Source organism: Legionella sp. 39-23 (assembly GCF_001897665.1).
In the GTDB taxonomy this organism is placed as follows: Bacteria; Pseudomonadota; Gammaproteobacteria; order Legionellales; family Legionellaceae; genus Legionella; species Legionella steelei.
Window position 1 is genome coordinate 1 of record NZ_MKTO01000019.1, and the last position, 24,442, is coordinate 24,442.

The window sequence follows — 24,442 nt, forward strand, 5'->3', positions numbered from 1 at the left end:
ATTTTGTATTACATGCTCAATCAGCTCGCTAAACCCAGAGAGTATTTAGCGGGTATAAATCGTCTCAGGAAAAATATTGATGAAATCACTCGCGATATTGTGACGTTTAAGAATGGTAAAATATTGGAATGCTATACGCTTCCTCATCGTTTGAATGAGCATACGATCGGCCGTGTTTGGAGTTTTCGTGATATAACGGAACGGGCAAACCTTGAAAAACAACTTAAATATCAAGCCTTACATGATCCATTAACCGAGTTACCTAATCGAGCATTGTTAATTGACAAAATACAAACGGGGATTGAGTATGCAAAAAAACATAAACAACAATTTGCACTTCTGTATTTTGATTTAGATCGATTTAAATTAGTGAATGACAGCTTGTCACATGAAGTTGGTGATCAATTATTACGTTTAGTTGCACAACGCTGGTCACCTTTAATTCGCAAAGAAGATACTATCGCTCGAATTGGAGGTGATGAATTTGTCATGACCTGCCACATAACCCAAAATGAAGACATTAAAGTTATTGCCAATAAAATTTTAGACGCCATGAAAGAGCCATTTAAAATTGCAAATCGGGATTTAGTGATTACTACAGCAGTAGGAATAAGTCTCTATCCACAAGATGGGAGTACTCCCAGTGATTTATTAAAAAACTCTGATTTAGCCATGTATCAGGCTAAAGAACGTGGGGGCAATCAATACTGCTTTTACTCGCCCCAATTGCATGAATATTCTGATAAATGCTTTAAACTCGAGTCGGATTTACGCAGGGCCATTAAAAACAAAGAGTTTTTCCTGTTATACCAACCACAATTCAACATTGATAAGGAAGACTTATTGTCCGTTGAAGCCTTAATTCGCTGGAATCACCCAGAGAAAGGATTATTACTGCCTCTAGACTTCATTCCCTTAGCAGAAGAAACGGGTTTAATTATACCTATGGGTGAATGGATTATCAGCGAGGTTTGTCAACAAATAAAAGCTTGGCATAAAAAAGGACTACCTTATATTCGGGTGGCTATAAATATTACTACTCGTCAGTTACGACAACCCGATTTTATTTATGTTGTCGAAAAAATTTTAAAAGAGCATCTGATGGATCCGCAACATATAGAATTTGAAATTTCCGAAAACGTGATTATAACGCATAGGGATATCATACAAACCCTCAATCAGCTTAAGCAAATAGGCATCCGTATTGCTTTAGATGATTTTGGGGCAGGAAATTCCAGCATCAATTATCTGAAACAACTGCATATCGATTGCCTGAAAATAGACCAATCCTTTATTCAAAATATATCCTCTTCTCGCAGTGATGAAGTCATTATTGAAGCAATCATTTCTATGGCACGTAGCTTTAATTTTAAAGTTCTTGCTGAAGGAGTAGAAAGTCAGAAACAACTGGATTTTTTAAAGCAACAACACTGTGACGAAGTTCAGGGATTTCTTTTCAGCAAGCCCTTGACACCACGCGGGATTGAACAGTTTTTAAAACATCGCCATTAATCCTACCGTCTATCGGGCTTGAGGGTGGGCTAGACGTTGTGCCTAAAACAAGAATTAAATATGACTTATTCGTCCAGTTAGTTAATTGATTTAAAATGATTTTTTTCAGGGACAATAACAAAAAAATACATATACAGCCGTATTTACAATAGACGCTACGCTGTAGCCTGGGTGTAGGCAAAGCCGTAATCCGGGTTGCAAATAAGAAATCAGGTACTTCTCTCCCGGGTTCCGCTTCGCTGCACCCAGGCTACAATTTAGGAGGCGGAGCAATTTATGAACTGGCAAGGATGACGTGATAGCCTCCTCTTTTAAACCATATCTAATCGTCTTAATTCCCGGTCTTCTGACCGTTTTTCAGAAAATTCCATATATGATTTGTTGAGACCAAAAAAGGCTCCCGCACATCCCCCAACAATAGCAGAGTAAATGGGAATTATTTCCGACATAGGAGGGGTATGTTTTGTGAAAGCAGAATGGCGTGAAAACTTTAGAAATTGTTCATCATCAGGAACGTGTTGACCATCAAGATTAACCACTTCTGGATTTTCTGCAGCAAATCTTTTCAATGCTTCTGAAAATAAAAAACTACTACCAAAACCAAACAAAGCACCGTAAAAACCATATTTCACCGTATTTAATGCAACACGAGGCATATAGCGTATCAAAAACAGAAAATCAGCAGTCCTCTTATTGTCTCTCGCATTTATAATTGGCATAATAAAAAACAAAGTAACAAAAATTATGCCAATTATATTTCCTTTAAAATTTATTGTCAAAATGACTTAATGGAAATCGAGGTGATCAGACATAAATCCCTATGAATAACAAACACCCACTTCGGGTCTAAGTTTCTTCCAATAATGTAAAGGAGAATGATCTGGTGTTGCCATTTTATCAGCAGGAAGATAGAACGTTTGTTCTAACAAGTGTTGGCCACTCAATGCAGCATGTGACACATGATCTGTAAAAACTATCCAAGTACTTTTGGCTGGAAAATCAATTTGTACCTTTTCAACCTGCGCCTGATACACATCATCCAACTTCATCGTGTCATGTAAATGCAACATGTAATGGTCATAAGGTGAACGCAAAGTTTTCGTTGCTTTGACCAGTTTCAGCATTTTTGCTTTTATTTTATTGTAAGGAGTGATTTGGGGGGCAAAACGATGAAGAACATCAGCAAATGGCTCCCCAAGATTCCATACTCGCGGTTCACTATGAGGATTTATATTGCAAAAAACACGCAAGATTCTCAAGCCATGGACCGGGCTTGCTGCAAAAGAATCAACATGCAAACGAGTATCATCCTTTCGTTTTGAGGAACGACGTCCATCAATTTGCGCAGGTCTGAAACTGGTCCTGCCCCATTGCAAATGAGGAATATAAGAAGGCAGAGTCCTCTGAATTAATTGATGAGCAAATTCTGCATAACCATGCATCATCGCAGTAAGCTTAATATCCAAACCACTCGTGTCTTTTTTATAAGCACTCAGCTTTTTATTCCGAATATCATAACTGACATTTTTTCGACTGCCATCTAAAAGATTTTCTGAGAGTAGCTCAGGATCAACAGAAGAGAAAAAATATTCTGGGAAAAATAAGACTTTACCTTCCTCCAATTGGTCAGTACTCTTTTGCTGATCAATTTGCTCTATATTTTGTGTGAATAAATAAGAATTCATTCTTTTATCCTAAATAATATGTCGAACTCACGTTAATGTAGTAAAAATTTAATGCCATATCGCATATAATCGCAAAATACAATTTTTACTTTTTGCTGGATCATATCATGTCACTTTGCCCTTGTGGATCTCAAAATACATATGAGCTTTGCTGCGGTTTATTTTTGGATAAAAAGCAATTGCCGGAAACCCCAGAACAATTGATGCGCTCACGATATACTGCATACACTATGGGAAAAATTGATTACATCAAAAATACAATGAAAGGCAAAGCCTTAGTAGGTTTTAATGAACTCGAAGCCGCGCAATGGACAAGCAGTGTGACCTGGATTAATTTAGAGGTCATAAACTCAAGTATGTCTGGTCCTGATAAAGGATTTGTCGAATTTGCCGCGCGTTTTTCGGAACAAAACAAAGTACAAATGATACATGAGTTAAGTGAATTTCATAAAGAGCATGGTCAGTGGTTTTATGTTAGTGGTGTACATAAGCAGGGTTTAAATAAGATCAGTAAACCAAAAGTTGCTCGTAATGCCCCCTGCCCTTGTGGTAGTGGGAAAAAATTTAAAAATTGTCATGCAAAGTAATGTGGGTTCAATATAAAAGACATAAAATACCTTTTATGTCACTAAACAAACCTTATCCCGTAAGAAGGCAAGGATGTAAAGCATGTGTACGGGATCCAATTCGATAGTCCAGTTTGACATACGTTTTAATGTCAAACACATACAAATACAGAGTTAAATTATGAATGGTCACTTATTGCTTAATATCTTTATCTTTCTTGCTTCTGCCAGCATTATGGTTCCTATTGCCAGTCGCTTCAAACTAGGGTCAGTCCTGGGTTATCTTATCGTAGGTATTCTTATCGGTCCTTTTGGTTTCAAACTGATTGGAAACGCACAACAAATCATGAATTTTGGTGAGTTTGGTGTGATCATGATGCTATTTCTCATCGGTCTAGAGTTAGAACCCGCTATGTTGTGGAAATTGCGCAAACTGATTATAGGTTTAGGCAATCTACAAGTACTCTTAACTACCATTATTTTAACGGCCATTGGACTGATGCTCGGTTATAATTGGCAAGCAACTCTAGCAGTAAGTATGGCGTTGGCCCTTTCATCAACAGCCCTAGTACTGCAAATGCTCCAAGAAAAAAATCTTCTGAAAACAGCAGAGGGTGAAGCATCATTTGCTGTACTTTTATTTCAAGATATCGCCGTAATCCCCATATTAATTATCATTCCATTACTCGCCCAACATGAAAATATTCAAATGAATCCTCATGAAACTGCATTCATTATGCATCTTCCCAGATGGCTACATGCGCTTTTAGTTGCTGGAATCATCGGAATCGTCATTTTCGTGGGGCGTTATTTATCTAGATATTTATTTTCAATTATTGCCAAAACCAATTTACGTGAAGTATTCACTGCCTTTTCACTTGCTTTGGTAGTTGGTGTCACTCTATTAATGGAGTCTATCGGTGTATCCCCTGCTCTAGGTGCATTTATTGCCGGAGTTGTATTAGCAAACTCCGAATACAAACACGCAGTTGATGCAGACATTCAACCATTCAAAGGACTTCTACTTGGGTTGTTTTTTATCTCAGTAGGAATGGCAATGAATTTCTCTCTTTTTTCTCATCATGCGATACTCATTGTGGCCGCCGTATTTTCCTTAATTATTGTCAAGGCAATTATTTTATATTTTCTGGGCCACATCTTTGATTTAAGCAAACTACAAAGCATCGGTTTTGCTTTTGCTTTAGCACAAGGGAGTGAGTTTGCCTTCGTGCTCTTTGACTATGCTGGAAGTACTAAAGTAATTAATCAGGAAACGGCCTCCTTTTTTACTCTTGTTGTTGCATTATCTATGCTTGCCACCCCCTTTTTAATGCTTATCTATCATCGATTGATCATTCCTCAATTTATGAGCTTTATACCCGAACGCGAGTATGATTCCTTTAACGAAAAAAATGGAATCATTCTTGCTGGTTACGGGCGTTTCGGCCAAATTATTGGTCGCTTACTCAACGGTGAAAATATAAAAATTACCGTATTGGAAAAAAATCCAGGACAAATCGAGCTACTTAGGAAATTTGGTTATATTGGCTATTTTGGAGATGCCAGTCGATTAGACCTGTTAAAGAGCGCCGGTGCTGAACATGCCAAATTGCTCATAGTCGCGGTTGGAAATGTCGATGCAAATCTACAGATTGTGAAGCTCGCCAAACAACACTTCCCCCACTTAAAAATTTTTGTTCGCGCACGTAACCGTCGTCATGCTTATGAGCTACATCGCATAGGCGTGGATTATTTCATTCGAGAATTATTTGATTCCTCCTTATCTATGACTAAAGAAGTCATGAGGTTTCTAGGATACAACAATGAAAATATTCGCAAAAAAGCATCCGCGTTCAGAAAACATGATGAGGCCACGTTAATCCAATCTTTTGATTTTTTTGATGAAGAAAGTGAGCTCATCAATTTTTCACGTCAAGCGAAAGGAGAGTTGGAGCGTATTCTTCAATCGAGTTAAAAATTGCACACACTTGATTATAATAAAAACTTATTTATTGCAGCCCGGGTGAGTAAAGCCCAGGCTACCACATGACTTAGAGGAGTATTAACGACTCATGATCAATCTTCAAATTCCTTTAGAAACCTTTCTTAGAGAGTATTGGCAAAAGAAACCTTTAGTAATTCGCAATGCATTGCCCAATTTTGCGCCTCAATTATCTGCTGATGAGTTAGCTGGGCTTGCTCTTGAAGAGGATGTCGAAAGTCGTATTGTCTTTGAAACACCCCATGAACAACCCTTTTGGCATTTAAAGCGTGGGCCATTTTCTGAAACAGATTTTAATACCCTGCCCACAACCCATTGGACTTTACTCGTTCAGGGAGTGGATAGATTGGTTCCTGAGGTTTATGCCTTACTTAAACATTTTGATTTCATACCGCAATGGCGGATTGACGACATCATGATCAGTTATGCAGTAATGCATGGCAGCGTTGGGCCGCATTATGATAATTATGACGTTTTTTTATACCAGGCTCAGGGGCGACGTGAATGGTCACTCACGACGAAAGGTTGTACTAATGAAAATTACATTACAGATCTCGAACTGCGTATCATGAATCAATTTGATGTTGAAGAGCGTCTAATTCTTGAAGAAGGAGATATGTTATACCTTCCGCCACATGTAGGTCACTACGGGATTTCACTTTCTGAAGACTGCATGACCTATTCCTTTGGCTATCGGAGTTATCAAGGGCAAGAGTTGTTAGATAGTCTTAGTGATTATTTAGCTGAAAAAGGCACATTCAAAACATTATATCAGGATCCCGACTGGACACAGTCACATCAGACCTCTGAGATCATTCGCCCTGCGTGGCAAAGTGCGCAGCAACTGCTACAACAATTAATTAGCGATGAGAAGACAATCAAATCCTGGTTTGGGTGTTTTGCAACACGATTAGATCAACAGGCAGAACATCAATTACCTTTGCCCTTAGAAGAAAATGAGATAATTGATTTATCTACTTTTATTAATGAAATAAAAACAGGGACCGATCTTACTAGAGACGCATCTTGTCGTTTTGCTTATCAAACTTCAGACGAGTACTCTGAATATCAACTCTATGTTAATGGCTGTGAATGGGATATAGCAGGAGTTTCCCATGATTTAGTCCACTACATCGCCAATAATCGGTACTTATCCCATCAATTGCTTACTGCTTATTTAAATACTACACAAAATCAAATATTTATTTATAATTTATGGAATTTGCAATGGTTATACATCGCAGAAAACTAGACAAGATAATGTGTGCAAAACTACTTGAGTATAAATTGGTTAAATTCAAAAACGTAGAGTATAGTTAATATACATACCATAATAAGGATAGGTAATGAAAAGAATAATACTAGCTGTAATTCTGGTGTGCTCAACGGCCTTATTAGGCAATTGTTCTAGTGGCAATCCATGCTGCGGAACATGCGCTAGTGATTGTGGGGGTTGCGGCGGTTGCAATGGAAGTTGGTATTAAGCTATGTAGCCTGGGTGCAGCGAAGCGAGACCCGGGTTTTCATAACTGACGTGGCCATCTATTAGGCCACGTCAAGCTTTCCGGGTTCCGCTTCGCTGCACCCAGACTATAGTCCTAACCAATTTGCTCTCTACGAATGAATAGAAATTTTAATTGGCCAAGATTAATTTTATGGCTGAATAAAGTAATCAGCGCACCAGTTAATACCAATATAATGCCTATAGTACCCCATAGGTTTAGTTCTTCTCCTAAGAGTAATACACCAAAAATAACGACAAAGACCGGTTCCAAAACGGATAAAATAGACGCTTTTTCTGAGCTGATGTATTTTAAGCTGTATAACAACAGGACTATGGGAATTACCGTTGCAACCACTGCAATGCCAAATAAATGATACCAAACATCCATAGATGACGGGATTGTAAAAGAATGATTAAAAAGAGAAACAAGTAAACTCGTGGTCATACAACCTAAGCACACCATAAAAGTAGACATATTGGGAGAAAGTTCATTTTTTTTACTGCCTATCACATAGCAGGCATAAAAAAAAGCGGAAGCGACACCTAGTAAAATTCCCCATAGGTTAAAAGATAACGCATCTAAATCCACCATAAGCGCCATACCAATTAAAATAACTACAATGGCTAAATAATAAATTTTGGGAATAGATTGATTATAAAAGAAATAGTTGAGCAACATAATCAGAACTGGGTAAGTAAAAAATATAACCATTGCCAGCCCAGAGCCTATATAATGCGAAGCTAAAAAGTAAAGCCAGGTCGAAATACCATAGAAAAAAACCCCTGTGCAAAAAGCAATAAGCATATTTTTATAAGAATCAGTGTTTTTTTTAATTTTGGGAAGCATGAATATTAAAATAATCATACTGGCAATAAGAAAGCGCCAAAACAACATAGTGCTTGCGGACAAATTACCATGAATCGCGCTTACGCCAAAATATCCAATAAAACCATAAAGAAACCCAGATAAAATGGCATAGATGGAACCCCGATATTCTTGATTTATCATCATGAAAATACTGCCTAAAAAACGGACCTAAATAAAAAAGAAGGTTGGATTTTTGCTCCAACCTGAACGACTGAAGGTAACTTCAACCTACATGAAAATGTAAAAATAGTGTATCATTTCTTCCACATAATACCATATTGAAAATAAATAAAACATACTGTATCATTTATCGACTTATTATTGAGATTCTTATTATGCTGCGTTTTGTGCTTTTTCTTTCATGTTTTTTTGTAGTAGTTACTGATGGTTATGCTGATCCTGCTTCATGTACTGAGCATCAGTGCATTGCCGTTGTTGATGCTGGAAGTACCGGATCAAGACTTCATATATTTGCATATGACCTTGATGAAACGAATACCCCTTCTCATATTTCAGAAATATGGTCTAAGAAAGTCAAACCTGGGTTTGCAATGATTGAAGCCAATCAAAATACCATAGATGCGTACCTAACAACCCTCTTCTCAGGAGCTCCTGCACAACATATACCTGTTTATTTTTATGCAACAGCAGGAATGCGCCTTGTGCCCCAAACCAAGCAAAAAATTTATTATAAAGAAGTACAAAACTGGTTTAAACAGAAATCCGAATGGCAACTGATGGACGCAAAAACAATTACTGGGCATGATGAAGCATTATACGATTGGCTTGCAGTGAATTATCATATAGGGGCACTCCAGTCACCTTCCAGTCAATCCGTAGGCGTTATGGATATTGGTGGCGCTTCGGTGCAAATTGTTTTCCCAATTCAAAAAAATATCGACAATGAGGGTACACACGTTGAATTGGATCTGTATGGCCAACATATCAACTTATCCGTGCACAGTTTTCTGGGACTTGGACAAAATGAAATGGCGCACCAACTTCTAGATACAGCTTCATGCTTCTCAGAGGGTTACCCTCTTCCTGACGGGAGCTCTGCACAAGGTGATGTTTTTACTTGTGAACACGAGGTATCACCATTAATTAAAATGCACAAAGTTAAAAAAGAAGTCCAACCGCCTCTTGCTGCCAGCCGTATCAGCTCGTGGTATGCCATTGGTGGTTTTCCAAATCTTGTAGAAAGCAAACCGTTCAAGTTCCATGACAATCAGTTAGCCATTCAAGATTTGCTGCAACAAGCAAATAGTCTGGTTTGCCACCAACCATGGGAAAGCATCAGCAATCAATTTCCTAATGACGAATACATTGAGTCCTATTGTCTCTTACCTGCTTTTTATTATGCATTAATGGTAGAAGGCTATGGCTTAACAGAAAATCAAACCGTGAATTATATTCCTCCAGCACAAAATCTAGATTGGACTATTGGTGTGGTACTACATCATTGATTCAATCATTGTAGCCTGGGTGAAGCGCAGCGAAACCAGGGTTACGGCTTACGCACTCACCCAGGCTACAATGACTCAAATTTCTTCTAACGAAAAATCTTCAATCCTCAACGCACTTGGCTGATTATAAAAAGCACATAAGGCATCGCGAAATTTTTGTGCACGTTGTGATAGTCCCTGTGTGCAATAATGTGCGACTTGCTGATAAACAGCCTGTTTAAAGGAGGTACTATCTGATTCTGCGCCATTGAGGTTATCAATACTGATATAAAATTTATGTCCTGCCGCCTTCGAAAGTATCCACTCCAATGCCTGTGGTTTTACTTCAACGTGTTGAAATAAAGTCTGTTGCTCTAGGGTACGTCCATCCGGCATATACCAATATCCAAAATCAATTTGCTTTCTACGCTCTTCACCAGCAATAAGCCAGTGAGAACATTCATGCAATGCACTGCTAAAAAAACCATGAGCAAAATATAAAGCATTATAAGGGCGTTGCTCATCAGCGGGTAAGTATATTGGCTCGTTGTCGCCTTTAATAAGTCTGGTATTAAATTCTACGCCGAAACAATTATAAAAAAGAGTTATTAAATCATGATATTGATGCACAAATATCTTTTCACTCATTAATTTACACATGTTGTCTAATTTATACTAATATAAATAAAGAGTCATTAATTTTTATGAATCCACGGAATATGGAGTTCCGATAATAAAAATGCAAAAAAAAGCACTTTCATACAGATTAGGAAGATTTATAAATAAGCTGCGATGGCCAATTATAGTCTTATGGTTACTTGCCATCTTACTCTGCATCCCATTTTTACCCCATATCATTACCCCATTTAAAACAACGGGGTTTATTGATGAGAGTTCTGCAAGCGCGCGCGCTGAACAGTACATGGATAAAAAGTTGGGCTACAACGATAAAAATAAATTTCTTATTATGTACCAGAGTCCGAAACTTTTAGCGACTAAATCTCAATTCAAAGAAAAAATTAAAAAATCGTTGTCAGATTTAAAGGATTTTCCAATTAAACACGAAATCATTTACCCCGATGATACGCATCAAATTTCCAAAGATAAACACACAGCTTATGTTGCAGTGATTATCAAAACGAATAAGCCTATTAGTGATGAATTATTAGCACAGTTTAAAAAATCAATAAAAAAACCTGCTCATATGACAGTCCTATTGGGAGGAGAACCGCTTTTCGTACAAAACGTGAATACACAGACACAAACTGACCTTTATAAAGCGGATTTTGTTGCTACACCTGTAGCAATCATCACTTTAATTCTTGTATTTGGCTCAGTAGTCGCAGCCACACTTCCAATTATTTTAGGCGGTGGATGTGCAATAATCATTTTAACCACACTCTATTTCCTTGGTCATCTATTTACTCTTTCTATTTTCACAATCAACATCGCCTTATTGCTCGGCTTGTGCTTATGTTTGGATTATTCATTATTTTTTATTAGCCGATTTAGAGATGAATTAAAAAATGGATTAAATATTGAAGAAGCAATTGCAACAACCCAAGAAACAGCGGGTAAAGCAATTTTCTTTAGTGGTCTGGCTGTTTTTATAAGTCTTAGTGCCTTATTTTTATTTCCAGTCAATATCTTATTTTCAGTTGCCGTTGGTGGATTAGCCGCCGTTTTTTTTGCGGTATTAATTTCTACGATATTTTTACCAGCAATTCTTGCCGTGCTCAAATCAAAAATTAACTTCTTGTCTGTACGTTTATTTAGGAACAAAAATCATTACAGCTGGTGGCGCTGGCTTGCAGAGCGAGTTGTACGTCGCCCCTATCTTTTTTTCTTCCCTATACTTATATTTTTATTGGTGCTTGGATACCCATTTTTAGAAGCAAAATTTGGCATATCAGATTATCGTATTTTTCCAGAAAACTCAGAACACCGGGCTTTTTATGATGTGTATGCAAAAAAATTTCAGATTGAACAATTAAATCCTATAGTCCTGGTGATCGAATCACCCTCTTCTTCAATCACTTCACGCAATAACTTGTCCAAAATATATAATTTGGTTCATAAGTTAAAACATAATCCATCGGTCAAAGAGGTCAATGGCATTATCAGCAGTAAATCAGATCTAAAAAAGGATCAATATTATACGTTGTATCATTTAAATAAAAAATTACTCGATCCACGTGTAAAACAGTTATTGGAAACAACTACAACCAAACATTTAGCGGTTATTAATGTGATAAGCAAGTATCCAGTCAATTCTGAAGAAACCAAAAATTTGATTAATGAATTACATCACATCAAATTAGGTTCAGGATTAAAAGTACAACTGACTGGAGTCGCTGTAAGTAACATTGATGTGCTACATAGTATTTATCGTGTTCTTCCTTATGCCATCCTATGGATCATTGTATTTTCATACCTCATCTTACTTTTGCTCTTAAGATCGCTCTTTTTACCGTTGAAAGCGATTTTAATGACGCTATTAAGCCTTTGTGCTTCATACGGTGCATTGGTGTTTGTATTTCAGCAAGGATTTATGGCGAATATACTTAACTTCCAACCTCAGGAAATGCTCGATATTAGTTTATTAGTCATTATATTTTGTGCTTTATTTGGATTTTCCATGGACTATGAAGTCTTTTTACTGACTCGAATTAAAGAGGCACATCAGTTAACTAAAGACAACAATCAAAGTATTATTTTTGGTATTGAAAAAAGCAGCCGTATTATTACGAGTGCGGCTCTTATCGTTATCGTGATTTGCTGTTCCTTCTTAATCGCCGATGTATTAATGGTCAAAGCATTCGGGCTGGGTATTGCAGTCGCCATTTTCGTTGATGCTTTTTTAATACGAAGCTTTTTAGTACCTGCTACCATGGCTCTCTTTAAAAATTGGGTCTGGTACCTCCCCAAATGGCTGGATCGACTCTTGCCCAAGCTGTAATCTTGAATATACCAGTAGTGTTTACTATACTGAATTTAAAGGTTTTTTAGTTATTTCTTATGGACGATAATAGAATTTTTAATTTAATTAAGATCTATAAAAATTCACAAAAAATAAAAAATAACTAAGATATCTTTGAATTCAGCATAAGTTTTTAGTTTTTCGCGCTATTCCTTAACTGCCGAATTTAGGATAAAAAATGGCTAATAAAAAAATAATACAAGCCTTATTTGAAGAGCATGCTCACAACGTTCCTAATTATGTCGCTGTTCTAAAAGGGAATGAAAAACTGACTTACGGAGAGCTCAATCAAAGAGCAAATCAACTCGCTCATTACTTACAAAGCTTAGGTGTAAAGCCAGACACTCCTGTTGCACTGTGTTTAGACCGTTCATTTGATTTTCTCATTACGCTTCTTGCCATTTTAAAAGCAGGTGGAGCTTATCTACCTTTAGATGCATCACAGCCGAATGAGCGTTTGTTATTTTTACTTAATGATAGTCAAGCACCAATTTTAATCACAAAATCATCGTTCAAAGATAAATTTACATCCTACCAAGGCTCTGTGATTCTCTTGAATCAAGATGATAGCAGCATCAAAAAACAGCCCATAGATAATCTACCGCCAGCCAATACCGCAGAACATTTGGCTTATATCATTTATACATCCGGATCCACTGGAACTCCAAAAGGCGTGCTTATTGAGCATCGTTCTGTGGTTAATTACTGTAAATGGTTTGCTGACTATACACACTGCAAACCTCAGCAACGAATTGATTTCTCCGCAAATCCTATTTTTGACATGGCAGTCACTTTAACTATTATTCCTTTAATGCTTGGACTAACTGTTGTTCTTTGCGAAGAGCCCGTTAAGAAAGAAGTACCCTCTTATTTACATTATCTCGCGAAATCACGCATTAATACCATTAAGTTAACGCCCAGTTATTTTAAAGTGCTTTTGCAAGAAGCAAAAAATCACTTCATTGCTTTGCCCCAATTACACTCCATTATTATTGGTGGAGAGAATTTATCGTCTGCTGAATGCCAATCTTGGCTTAAACTGTACCCCAAACATGTTTTGTATAATGAATACGGACCAACAGAAGCAACTGTAGCCGTATCAACTTATGAAATAAACATTCTAAATTGTGCTGATTTAGATACCAACGTACCTATCGGGACAACTGGTTCCAATATGAGTTGCGTTATTTTCGATACTAATGGTCAACCTGTTCTGGATGGAGAAGTGGGTGAATTATATATCGGCGGAACATGCCTGGCTCGAGGTTACCTAAATCAACCCCAATTAACACAGCAGCAATTTATTTCATATGATAATACGCGTTTATATAGAACAGGTGACTTATGCAAAAAACGCGTCGATGGAGTCATTGAATATTTAGGAAGGATTGATGAGCAGGTTAAAATACGTGGATATCGTATCGAGCCTAGTGAAATAGAAAAACACTTGCTGACCCATTCTGCTATTAAAGAAGTTGCTCTACTCGCCCAAAAAGATTCTTTTGGAGAACAACTATTAGTCGCTTATTACATACTGAAAAACAATAATACGACATTAAATGCAAATCAAATACGCAAATATTTACAAAAACAACTTCCTGAATACATGCTCCCCTCAGTTTTTGTAAGGATTGACTCATTCCCACTGACTGCTAATGGTAAACTGGACAAAGCTGCTCTACCTTTACCCTCATTAATTGTCAGTCATAACTATGTTGAGCCGGTTAGTGCTTTAGAGAAAAAGCTTGCACAAATTTGGTCAGATGAATTAGGAGTCCAACTCATTGGTATTCATGATGATTTTTTTGATTTAGGAGGCCACTCTTTATCGGCAGCACGTATTATTTCGAAAATAAACGGAGATTTAAATAGGGGCATTAGCATACATGACTTTTATAAAGCCACAAACATTGCCACACTCGCTCCAATTATCAAGAGTACTAAAAAGAATAAGAAAAAACGCTTAGACAAACATCCTAACTATCATAAAATAATCAATATTCCTTTGAGTGATTTTCAGTTCTTACTCTGGATGTCAAATACATTTGAGCCTAGAGCACAAAAGCTAAATATTGTTGCTAGAAAAAGGATGTTCGGTCATTTAAATGAGCGCGCTTTAGAGTTTGCTTTTCAAGCGCTTATAAAAAAACATGAATCATTAACTTATCAGGTATTAAAATTAAAACCCGCACAAAAAATACAAAAAGATTATACATTTAATTTGATTATTAATGATCTTACATCACACTCAATGCAACACAGTGAGCATGAACTGCAGAAGTCGATGACGCAACTCATTAGCTTTTATCCATGGCCTAAAAAAACTCCTTTAATTATTGGTAAATTATTTTATTTAAATGGCCATGAATCGGAACTGCAAATTTGCGTGCCCCACTTAATTTCTGATGACTATTGCACAGATATTTTATTCGCTGAATTATCGCGATTTTATCAACATTATAATCAATTAGCGCTTGAGCAAATTGAAATAGATACGCGTTTTAAAGAGCATATTTTTAGTGAACGCACTGCAATGAAAATGCATTTGGAAGAAGACAGTTCTTTTTGGGACGAATATCTCAAAGATGCCAGCTTATTTACATTTCCGGAAGAGTACGTAATCGCAGACATGCAAACTGCGCATATTCCCTATTCTACTTATTCAGTAATCCCTAGAGACTTATTAACTCATCTCAAGCTTTTTTGCGAACGCAACCACATCAGTATTAATAATGCATTATGTGCCGTGATTGCATTAGCCTTAAGAAATTGCTGTGGTAACTATCAAAGTGAAACTCCTTATACTTATATAAATATTATTCAATCTACACGTGATAATCCAATTTATGATAATACGATTGGCTGTTTTCTAAGAGTGGAGCCCACCAAAATTAGCCTTGATGATAAAGCCACATTAATCAGTTTATCTCAACAAATACGTAACGCGATTATTGATACCAGTAACTATCAACACTGCTCAAACTTAGTCAAACTCTGTTCCATTGGCTCGTTTAAACCTAATATGATCGAAAAATTTTTTACTAATTTAGTTACCCCACTCTATACAAAGCTACTCAAAGTACCATCCATTTATCGAAAAATTTTACAACGATGTGGCAGTCGTATGATGTCATTTAAACGAAATACCAAATTTCTTATTAATCTTAATATCAGAGGCAATTTCATTGAGTATTCTCATAGAAATTTGGAGTTATTTGGTTTTGATACAAAACAAATTAAAAACAATAATGATGATTTGCTGGCAATAGACTATATTTTTGAAGCCAGTTTCTTGCGCGATGGCAACCAAAATGCACATTACTTAGTTATTTCTGCCAATTTAAAACCCGCGTTTCGTGAGAAAATTGCACAAGAGGTTATTCGGCTCATGGAACCAATAGCAATTGAGAATAATGCGCGTGAACTTAAGTTAAAACGTGAACAGGCAGAACAGTTTTTTTAAATCAATTGAGATTGGAATTCCTACTATTGCTTTTGCCGCAACATTATGAGAATACGGCAAATGAAGTTAAGGTTATTGACTGCTAAACACATAATATTAATGCCGATCTTTTGCAGCTCGATTAATTTTCTGATAGAGTAATTCAGATAAATTTTCGCCCCCAAAGGAGGATGTTAAAAATGATTCGTGGATTTTTTGCAGGTTTAATGTTTTTACTTAGTTTCTCAGTTTTTGCAAATGGAAATGTTGCGGCTTGTGGTAATGCGGTTCCTACCGACGATGTTAATTTCTGTTCTTCATTTAAAACAGTTGCAACGTGTTACTGTACTAGCTCTGGTTTGCCTTCTGGAATGTGCCAAGACATGAATATGCTCTATGCTCGCATGGTCAGTGTATATGGTTCATTGGAAAAAGCATGTGCTGCTCAGCCCTATACTACAAAGCAAGATTGTCTTGATAATTGGAATTGTTATCGCCTGGGTGGTGTAGATTCTCGAGGTAGAGTCTGTAGTTCCAATAAGCAACCCTGTCATTAATTTATATTAAATTATACAGTCAACAAAAAATGATTAAGGTTGGGCTAGGCTAGCTTTAGCCCAACCAGAAATTCTAATGATTAAAGCAATTTTGGTAGAGTACTTATTGTGCATAATAAAAATTCAAAATTATTTTTATTCTCATTCTTATTTCTTTCAACATCTTTTTGTTTGGCAGAAACTGATAATATGCCCCACCACCCTTTTTATGTCGGTGCGATTGCCGGTTTTGGTTCAACTACCTGGGAAGGCTTAGTTCCAAGTGAAGAAAATCAAAATCTTGCCTTAATGTTATCAACGCCAATCAAAGTTGAAGAAGGAGGAAGTGCCTGGGGTGTTTTAGCTGGTTATGAATTTACTCGTTACTTTGCTATTGAAGCCAATTATGTGCACTTTCCTGAAGCCAATGTTCATTTCGATTCTATAAGTTTATTCAGTTTCGATCACGATGGCTTAGAAGTTTTAACGACTCAAACTGAAGTCGTGACATTGATGGGAAAACTCATGGTCCCTATTCCTCATTCCCAAATGAAAATCTTTTCCGGTGCGGGAGTTGCTGGTGTGCATCGTAAAGATATTGTTGTTAATGACTGGCGTCCTGGACCTGCTTTCAGCGTAGGCGTAAATTATCATTTTACTGAGCACATTACCGGCGAAGTTGCAGGCAATTTTACTGCGGGTTATGGAGAGTCACAACTTAATCCGGCAGATTCCTATTATCCTTTCCTTTATTCAGTTGCAGTCCATCTAATTTATCGCTTTTAAAAGTTAAAAATACTCATACAATGTAAACTCGGATTAGTATCATTTAGTCCGAGTTCACTATTATTTATGCGTCGTTGCTGAAAAAAGTAAAATAGACGTAGCAACTGTCTTGAATTTTATTTTAAGACAGTTGCTACACTTGCTAGTTTACTAAACCATAGCAGCTTATTGCTTGCCCAACCGATATGTTTCGTAGTGTTTCTCTAACTCATGTTTAAGTTTTTCTTTATTCTCCATCCCCAATTGATGAACTAAGGCTAAAGTCTGTATTATATGCGCCGCCTTAGCTTTAGTTACCTTAAAAGAAACCTGCATATGCGACTTTCCAGAATCACTGACATCTGTTAATAAAGCTTTTTTAGTCATCCCTTGAATATGCTGACTTTCTTTGTTTTGACTGGGTATAAAATTTTTATTCTTAACAAGACAGCGCATGACTTGATAATAGGTATTTATTTGCTGATAGCTCAGATCCAGTTCAATAGTGTTGTTTTTATCATAAATATCCATTGTTGAATTTCGAGGCAGAGTTGGATGATGTATTTGCGCTATAAGCCCTTGAGATGTACTCCCTGTAACTCGGGGAAGAAATTTATTTAGCACATAATTCCCCAAAGGACGAACCGCATAACTATAAGGCACTAATACATAATAATAAATAAACGATCTCACAGCTGCATTCAAAAAGAGATGGTGTGTTTTACGCTGAGAGTTATCATACTCAGCAGAAACATATCTAAATTCGGTATCTGCAAAACCTGCGTAATTTAAACAGTGATCACAAAAAGCATTAGGCCCTTGCTTGTCTTTGGGAGGTACTACTTGAATAATTTCCCAATCTTTTTTCCAAATGCCAAAGCACGAAACGGGATCCTTTCCCTGCTTTTGTACTACAACCCGAGGTTTTTCTGTCAGCTCATCCCAATGATCATATTTACTTTTAAATAAAGGATCAAAAAGCCCAGGAGGATTCAATGCATCAACACGTGATATTTTATAATTCCCTTTATCAAGAGAGAGCAATAAACTTAAGGAGCCCCCCAAACTCACCCCACAGACATGAATTGAATTTTTCTGTTGGCTTAGCCACGTTTGAATTCGTTCTCTACCACTTCGGTATAAGGATAATCCAATCGATTCAAAACCTTTAGAATCAGTTTTTATTTGCGTGAAGAAACCTTGGCCTGCAGGATAAGTAGTGCCCATAAAAATTAAGTGGGACTCTGCTTTTTTATGAACAATGGGCTTAAGTCCATAAGCAAAAACTCGATCATAATCATAGGTAAAAAAACGTTGCCACCAAGGTCGTTCTGTTAGTTCAATTGGAGTAACCTGATACTCAATTAACTCCCAATGACCATCAATGCACTGTGGAATTTTAAAAGACTCATATGGAGTTAAATCGCCATATGGAAGCATAGACAAACAGTTACTTAAATATAATTGAACTTGTTCCCTTTGCTCCGCATTCAAGTCTTTGTCCTGCAATTGCTTAAAAAGCTCTAGGAACCCTTGTTGCATGGCCAAACGAACATCTTTTAATAAATGCGTATTTCGCTGCAGAAAAAAAGAGTATAAGACCGAGGGCGTTAAAAATTGAGTCCAAGATTTTGTCCATCCCATAGTAAAAAAACGCAGTATATTGCGCGCTAAAATAGGACCATGTTGAGAAGAATCTACATCATCAAGGGCTTCAAATTCTCCTTGCTCAAAAAACTTGAGCTCTAAGCCTCCTTTGAATGTCGTTTTGTCTAACAAGCTCAACCTCCCTATCCTGTTTTTCCATGATTAATTATAGATGCTTACCTATCCGATACTCGGTGTAGCATTCCTCTACATTAGCTTTTAGGGTTTCGTTCTTCCTTCCTAATCGTTGTACTAAATCTAAAGTATGGCGGATATGTGCTGCTTTAGCTCGAGTCACTGTAAAAGGCACTTCGACTGCAGCCTTTGGGGCTTCCAAACTTGCTTCGAGTAGTGATTTTTTGCTAACTCCTTCTGTGTGCTTACTTTTCTTTTTATCATCAGGCAAAAAACCTTTCCCTTTTACCAGACAACGCATCACTTCATAATAAGTGTGTATTTGTTGATAAGTCAGTTTTATATCTACCGTATTGTCCTTATTGTAAATATCCATCGATGGATTGCGAGATAAAGATGGGTCATGCATTTCAGGAAGCCCCTCTTTTTCTATAAGCGCACGTTGAGAAGAAGCTTCAGGATTTTTCTTGTAAAGGATATCTGAGTATACAAAAATAGTGGCAAATAGACCTCCAGCAATAATAAAGAAAGCTACTGCTGGCAAAATACCAGCCGCTGTAAGACCTGCTCCTACCAATAATCCTAATACGGATGCTGAGATCATCCAGTTTTTTATGAGAAAATAACTAAGCGGACGCGCTGCATAAATATATGGCAACAAGAAAAAACCATAAATGAAACTTCTGCCAAGCGTGTAAAGCCAAAAATTACGTGCTGTTCTTTTTGCATTATCCTGTTTTGCCTCAATGTATGTAAACGTTGTATCCGCAAAACCAGCGTAATTTAAAAAGTGATCACAAAAACAATTAGGCCCTTGCTTATCCGGCGGTGGAGTGACTTGAATAATGTGCCAATCATCTTTCCAGATCCCAAACGCTGAAACAGGATCATTTCCTTGCTTTTGCACGACAACTAATGGCTTATTCGTTAATTCGTCCCAATGATCATATCTATTTTTATACCAGGCATCATGAAGTCCTGCTGGATTTAGCGCATCAACGCGCGACAACTCATAATTTCCTTTATCAATAGCAAGTAATAAACTTAAAGAACCGCCAAGGCTTACGCCACATACATGTATTTTATTTTTTTGTGTGCTTAACCATTTATGAATTCGCTCTCGCCCCGTTCGATAAAGTGACTCGCCAACCGTTTCAAAGCCTTTAGTGTCAGTTTTCACCTGCGGTAAAAAGCCTTGTCCTGCTGGATAAGTAGTGCCCATAAAGATCAAGTGGGATTCTGCTTTGTTGTGAAAAAGTGGCTCAAGCCCATATGCAAAAACACGATCTTTGTCATGAATAAAAAAACTCTGCCATGATGATCGTTCTGTTAATTCGATTGGTTTAACTTGATATTCAATTAACTCCAAATGACCATCGATATATTGAGGGATTTTAATGGATTCATAAGGTGTTAGATCGCCATAAGGAAGCAAAGTTAAGCAATTACTTAAATAAAGATGAACCTGCTCCTTTTGCTCCGGCGTTAACTCCTTATTTTTTAATTGCTCGAAAAGATCCAAAAAACCTTGTTGAAACGCAAAACGCAATTCTCGTAATAATTTATGATCACGTTTTACGAAAACAGCATAAGCCACAGATGGGGTTAAAAACTCAGTCCACTGTTCCGTCCATCCCATCATTAAAAAACGTACTGTATTGCGTGCAATAATTGGCGCTTGATTTTCTTGTGCGACACCTTCAGTCGTTTCAAATTTACGTTGTGAAGAAAAATTAAGTTCGATTCCACCTTGAAAAGTAGACTTTAAAGACACGCTCCACCTCCAAATAATTACAGTTGGTAATTATCTTATCCCTGAGCAAAAAGTTTGGAGAACGTTTGCACTTAGCAAAAAAATACCCCTACAAACGTTCTTAATCGGGAACAAGCACTTCTTACCGTTTTTCTTCTTGTAACGAGGTCACAACAGCAGGACGCTCTGCAACAACTTTCATAAATTGCTCTAAATGTTTATATGCAGAAAGATCTAATTTAAAATAAAAAGCCCATCTTAATATAACAAATAAATAAGCGTCCGCTAAGGTAAAGTCTTTACCCATCAAATATGGTCCCTGCGCAAGATGCTCGTCAAGATACTTGAATCGGCTAGTAATGAGACTCATGAAAATGTTTTTTGTTTCTTCATTGAGATTAGGATAAAAGAATATTCCTACAGTTTTATGCAATTCAGTAGCAACATAATTAACCCATTCTAGTGTATGGTATCTTTTTAAATCACCGACTGGAGCCAAAAGCTTTTGACCAGGTGAGCTATCCGCTAGATACTGCAAAATAACCTGATTTTCAGTCAGCACATCGCCATTATCAAGCTGCAGTGCCGGTACCGCACCTTTAGGATTAATTGAGAAATAATTCTCGTTTGCGTGTGTTTTTTTTGTCTTTAAATCTACTTCTTCATCTTGAAAATCAAAGCCTAACTCATTAAGCACGATACGTACTGTTAAGGAACACGCTGACTTAGCATAATAAAGTTTCATATTCACTCCTGTGATTCATAATCATCTGTTTTATACTTAGTTGAGCATACTAGAAACGAGCGATTCTAGCCATGTGTTCTAAATTTGATTTCTGTTTCAAGATCATTTTCTAACTCGGAAACTAGTTTCATAGTAGAGGATGTTCTTTTAAAGAAAGGGAGATAATCCCACAGATACTTTTCTCTTAAAACTTCTAAGGTGGATTTATTTGTTACTTTCCAAGTATGAATGTCTTCTAGTAATGCATCAAGGGATAAATCATTCTTTGGCCCCGCGAGGTCTAAATACTTATCCCTCAATGTTGCAAACTTATCTTGAGTATCCGGAGAGTCAGGTTCTAGACACAGCATCTCTTCCATTCGCGTGTAGAGTTTCTTAAGGACATTGAGCTTGATCGCATCCAAATGCGCGAAGGTCGTTGGAGGTGCTGGAAGTGCATAAAAAGGGACATTTTCACTTGGTTTACCATGATCCAAATACGTTTCATAAGGTAATCCCCAAAGAAAACAGGAAGAAACCATCGATCCGACCGGTGCATGCTGAACTTCTTCGACTAGTCTAATTGCTGAGTGTCTGCATGTGTTATGTATATTCAGTCCATTCACGCTTTCTTGTACCTTTCTGACATCTCGAGAAGGAAAGACGCGTTGAATACTGTATGTTAGTGTGACTAGGTCAGGATTTTCATCTTGAGGTTCACTGGATACTAATGTAGCCAGCTCAGAAGGGCTTAGAGAGCCAGAATCTTCTACTTGAGGCTGTTCAGTGGTATGATCTTGTGCCGTTTTTTGGGGATTTTCCTTTATCCCTGGTTTATAACATCCAAAAGTATTCTTATCCGTTTGGATTGATTCCAATATTTGTACAAACTCCAAATATTGCTCATAAGAAATATCATAAGCTTGATAGCTCATTGGTTGAAGCTCTGCGCCTTCCCTCCAGACCCCTTCATCCCCTAACTTTGATTTATTACTGAAAAAAAGAGCATTACAAATGAACGTCATACTATCAGCATAGTCAGGCTCATCAATTCCACTATCGCCCCATTTTCCTACGCGACAAAGCACGCGCTGGACTTTATTTTTTTTCGGGTCATATATCCCCAACATCACAAAAGAATGTACATCTCCCTTTCTCTTATTGATAGAAATAAAAAAATGATCAGTTTTTTTATTAATTTTAAGCTTGTCAGGTGGGCAAAATGGACTATTTTTTGGTTTTGATTTTGATTTTGGTTTTGATTTTGGTTTTGCTAATGAGGCATTTTCATTATCTGCTGATGGGGTGGCCTTATCATCAGACGCTCCATCATCCACATTATTCGATGCAATATTTTCATTATCAGGCGTTAAAAGAGTAACAGGAACTTTACTTTTAGTCATATATGATAATTTTTAAAGCGGAAAGCGCAAATTATATCATGCGATTTGCATTGTTACTACTATGGCACAAATACAACAATTTGCTCCATCTACTCGAGGTGTATATCTTAGAAAAATCCCTTCTCCTAAATGGAGAAGGGTTAAGAAAAAAGGCTTTACGATATGCATTGTAATTCAGGATAATTTTTTAAAATGGCTTTATATAAACTTAGGTTTGCTTTCATGATCTCATCACCTAATTTAGAGTTAGGATCACCTTCACCACCCTTACCATTTAAAGCAACTACTGTGGTCACATTATTACAAGGCTGCCAAAAATACATCACGCGAAATCCTAAAGTACTTCCTTTATAAACCCAAAAACGTTGCTTCAGTTCTTTGTCATAAAGAGACCCTACTCCTAATCCAAATCCATGCGGATCTTCTGCAGTTACTTTAGGGATAGGTTGTCCGGTTTTCATAGAGACCACAGATTCCAGCTCAGCTAAAATTCGCTCTCTATAAATTGGCTTGATCAATGTACCGTGATAAAGTAATTGTACCCAACGCATTACGTCTTCAGTAGTTGCAACGATTGCGCCAGCAGCGCCTGCCCAAGATAAGTCATTAGATATCGTATCAATTAATTTATTTGTTTTTTCATCAAAAAAATATCCATGTACTCTACGTTCCTCAACTGATTTTGCTATAGCTTGGCTGTCAGGTCCTGCAAGATAAAACGAATCATTTAAGCCATTTTGTGAATTAATAATGCGTAATTTTAATTGGTTGGCAAAAGTATCATTGGTCACCTTTTCTATCACTAAACCAGCCAGAATATAATTAGAATTTGAGTATTCAAAAAGATTATCTTTTCTCTTCTTGAGTGGTTTTTCAGGATGAGCATACTTTAATAATTCTTCATCGGTCCAAATCTTATCTAAATGCGCCTCCATTTTTCTGGAAAATTCCTCATCTTCAGAATAATTTGGAATACTACTGGTCATATTTAGTAATTGTCTTAAAGTAACATTTTTCCAATTAGGATATTGTGGTAACCATTTCCCTAAAGGATCATCAAGAGTCAATTTATCTTCTGTCTGTAATTGCAACAAAATAAGTGCAGTAAATGATTTGGTAATACTGCCAATATCAAACAAATTGTTTGCTGTAATCGGTTGCGATAAAGGAGGAAACCCCATAGTACCATGTACTACCGTGTGAGTTTCTTTTTTAGAACTCATACGATTTTGGGGAATTAAGACGGTTGCAGCTATCGCTGAAAATTTTTCTTTTTTACTGTACTTCTGATAATAGCCCTCTATTTCTTTCTGCAACTGATTTGTGAGGTTAGAAGAACTATCAGCATAAAGCATTGGGGCAGTTAAAGAAGCCATAAAGGCTAATCCAAATAACTGTGATTTTAATTTCATAAGCATCATCCTTTTTTTATTAAAATTATCACTCATATCAAAATGCAATATTCACGAGTCTAA

The 24,442-nt window shown here is 36.9% G+C and carries 18 protein-coding genes; 9 read left to right on the plus strand and 9 right to left on the minus strand.

Annotated elements, in window-relative coordinates:
- The coding region (locus BGO44_RS08890; protein WP_286823060.1) for a putative bifunctional diguanylate cyclase/phosphodiesterase at nucleotides 1–1,512 on the plus strand (1,512 nt) is incomplete at its 5' end.
- Between the two features lie 311 nt (nucleotides 1,513–1,823).
- Here the strand turns inward: BGO44_RS08890 and BGO44_RS08895 are convergent.
- Both BGO44_RS08895 and kdoO read right to left on the minus strand, forming a co-directional pair.
- A complete protein-coding gene (locus BGO44_RS08895) occupies nucleotides 1,824–2,231 on the minus strand; it encodes a hypothetical protein (RefSeq protein WP_273200040.1) in 408 nt (135 codons plus the stop codon).
- Nucleotides 2,232–2,330: 99 nt separating this feature from the next.
- The gene (gene kdoO, locus BGO44_RS08900; RefSeq protein WP_273200037.1) at nucleotides 2,331–3,197 is read right to left on the minus strand and encodes a Kdo hydroxylase KdoO; all 867 of its coding nucleotides are present in this window, start codon (nucleotides 3,195–3,197) and stop codon (nucleotides 2,331–2,333) included.
- Between the two features lie 107 nt (nucleotides 3,198–3,304).
- On the opposite strand from kdoO, the gene BGO44_RS08905 reads away from it, so the two are divergent.
- The 3 genes from BGO44_RS08905 to BGO44_RS08915 all read left to right on the plus strand — a co-directional run bounded on the left by BGO44_RS08905 (nucleotide 3,305) and on the right by BGO44_RS08915 (nucleotide 7,017).
- Nucleotides 3,305–3,784, plus strand: a complete 480-nt coding sequence (locus BGO44_RS08905; RefSeq protein ID WP_273200035.1) for a YchJ family protein — start codon at nucleotides 3,305–3,307, stop codon at nucleotides 3,782–3,784.
- Nucleotides 3,785–3,944: 160 nt separating this feature from the next.
- On the plus strand, nucleotides 3,945–5,738 hold the full coding sequence (locus BGO44_RS08910; protein ID WP_058510023.1) for a monovalent cation:proton antiporter-2 (CPA2) family protein: 1,794 nt from the start codon (nucleotides 3,945–3,947) through the stop codon (nucleotides 5,736–5,738).
- Nucleotides 5,739–5,835: 97 nt separating this feature from the next.
- Nucleotides 5,836–7,017 carry a JmjC domain-containing protein gene (locus BGO44_RS08915; protein ID WP_273200033.1) on the plus strand — a complete coding sequence of 394 codons (1,182 nt, stop codon included), beginning with the start codon at nucleotides 5,836–5,838 and terminating at the stop codon, nucleotides 7,015–7,017.
- A gap of 346 nt (nucleotides 7,018–7,363) precedes the next feature.
- Here the strand turns inward: BGO44_RS08915 and BGO44_RS08920 are convergent, their stop codons facing one another.
- Nucleotides 7,364–8,278, minus strand: coding sequence for a DMT family transporter (locus BGO44_RS08920; RefSeq protein WP_273200046.1), 915 nt, complete (start codon nucleotides 8,276–8,278; stop codon nucleotides 7,364–7,366).
- 194 nt (nucleotides 8,279–8,472) lie between these two features.
- Here BGO44_RS08920 and BGO44_RS08925 point away from each other — a divergent pair, with 194 nt between their 5' ends.
- Nucleotides 8,473–9,603: an acetate and sugar kinases/Hsc70/actin family protein gene (locus BGO44_RS08925; protein ID WP_273200030.1), complete on the plus strand. Its 1,131-nt coding sequence runs from the start codon at nucleotides 8,473–8,475 to the stop codon at nucleotides 9,601–9,603.
- Nucleotides 9,604–9,678: 75 nt separating this feature from the next.
- On the opposite strand, the gene BGO44_RS08930 is transcribed toward BGO44_RS08925, so the two are convergent.
- Nucleotides 9,679–10,212: an elongation factor P hydroxylase gene (locus tag BGO44_RS08930; protein WP_273200043.1), complete on the minus strand. Its 534-nt coding sequence runs from the start codon at nucleotides 10,210–10,212 to the stop codon at nucleotides 9,679–9,681.
- Nucleotides 10,213–10,321: 109 nt separating this feature from the next.
- On the opposite strand from BGO44_RS08930, the gene BGO44_RS08935 reads away from it, so the two are divergent.
- From BGO44_RS08935 to BGO44_RS08950, 4 genes are all read left to right on the plus strand, one after another.
- Nucleotides 10,322–12,541: an MMPL family transporter gene (locus BGO44_RS08935; protein WP_273200028.1), complete on the plus strand. Its 2,220-nt coding sequence runs from the start codon at nucleotides 10,322–10,324 to the stop codon at nucleotides 12,539–12,541.
- 199 nt (nucleotides 12,542–12,740) lie between these two features.
- Complete coding sequence (locus BGO44_RS08940) at nucleotides 12,741–16,025, plus strand: non-ribosomal peptide synthetase (protein ID WP_273200025.1); 3,285 nt, start codon at nucleotides 12,741–12,743, stop codon at nucleotides 16,023–16,025.
- 170 nt (nucleotides 16,026–16,195) lie between these two features.
- Nucleotides 16,196–16,561, plus strand: coding sequence for a hypothetical protein (locus BGO44_RS08945; protein WP_237760430.1), 366 nt, complete (start codon nucleotides 16,196–16,198; stop codon nucleotides 16,559–16,561).
- Between the two features lie 108 nt (nucleotides 16,562–16,669).
- A complete protein-coding gene (locus BGO44_RS08950; RefSeq protein ID WP_083503914.1) occupies nucleotides 16,670–17,326 on the plus strand; it encodes an outer membrane beta-barrel protein in 657 nt (218 codons plus the stop codon).
- Between the two features lie 165 nt (nucleotides 17,327–17,491).
- Here BGO44_RS08950 and BGO44_RS08955 read toward each other — a convergent pair whose 3' ends face one another.
- From BGO44_RS08955 to BGO44_RS08975, 5 genes are all read right to left on the minus strand, one after another.
- Nucleotides 17,492–19,084, minus strand: a complete 1,593-nt coding sequence (locus BGO44_RS08955; RefSeq protein ID WP_273200023.1) for a hypothetical protein — start codon at nucleotides 19,082–19,084, stop codon at nucleotides 17,492–17,494.
- Between the two features lie 34 nt (nucleotides 19,085–19,118).
- The gene (locus tag BGO44_RS08960; protein WP_273200021.1) at nucleotides 19,119–20,861 is read right to left on the minus strand and encodes a hypothetical protein; all 1,743 of its coding nucleotides are present in this window, start codon (nucleotides 20,859–20,861) and stop codon (nucleotides 19,119–19,121) included.
- 121 nt (nucleotides 20,862–20,982) lie between these two features.
- On the minus strand, nucleotides 20,983–21,585 hold the full coding sequence (gene gstA, locus BGO44_RS08965; RefSeq protein WP_273200020.1) for a glutathione transferase GstA: 603 nt from the start codon (nucleotides 21,583–21,585) through the stop codon (nucleotides 20,983–20,985).
- A 65-nt stretch (nucleotides 21,586–21,650) separates the two neighbouring features.
- Nucleotides 21,651–22,967 carry a hypothetical protein gene (locus BGO44_RS08970; RefSeq protein WP_273200018.1) on the minus strand — a complete coding sequence of 439 codons (1,317 nt, stop codon included), beginning with the start codon at nucleotides 22,965–22,967 and terminating at the stop codon, nucleotides 21,651–21,653.
- 155 nt (nucleotides 22,968–23,122) lie between these two features.
- Complete coding sequence (locus BGO44_RS08975; RefSeq protein WP_273200016.1) at nucleotides 23,123–24,379, minus strand: serine hydrolase domain-containing protein; 1,257 nt, start codon at nucleotides 24,377–24,379, stop codon at nucleotides 23,123–23,125.
- Nucleotides 24,380–24,442: the final 63 nt, after the last annotated feature.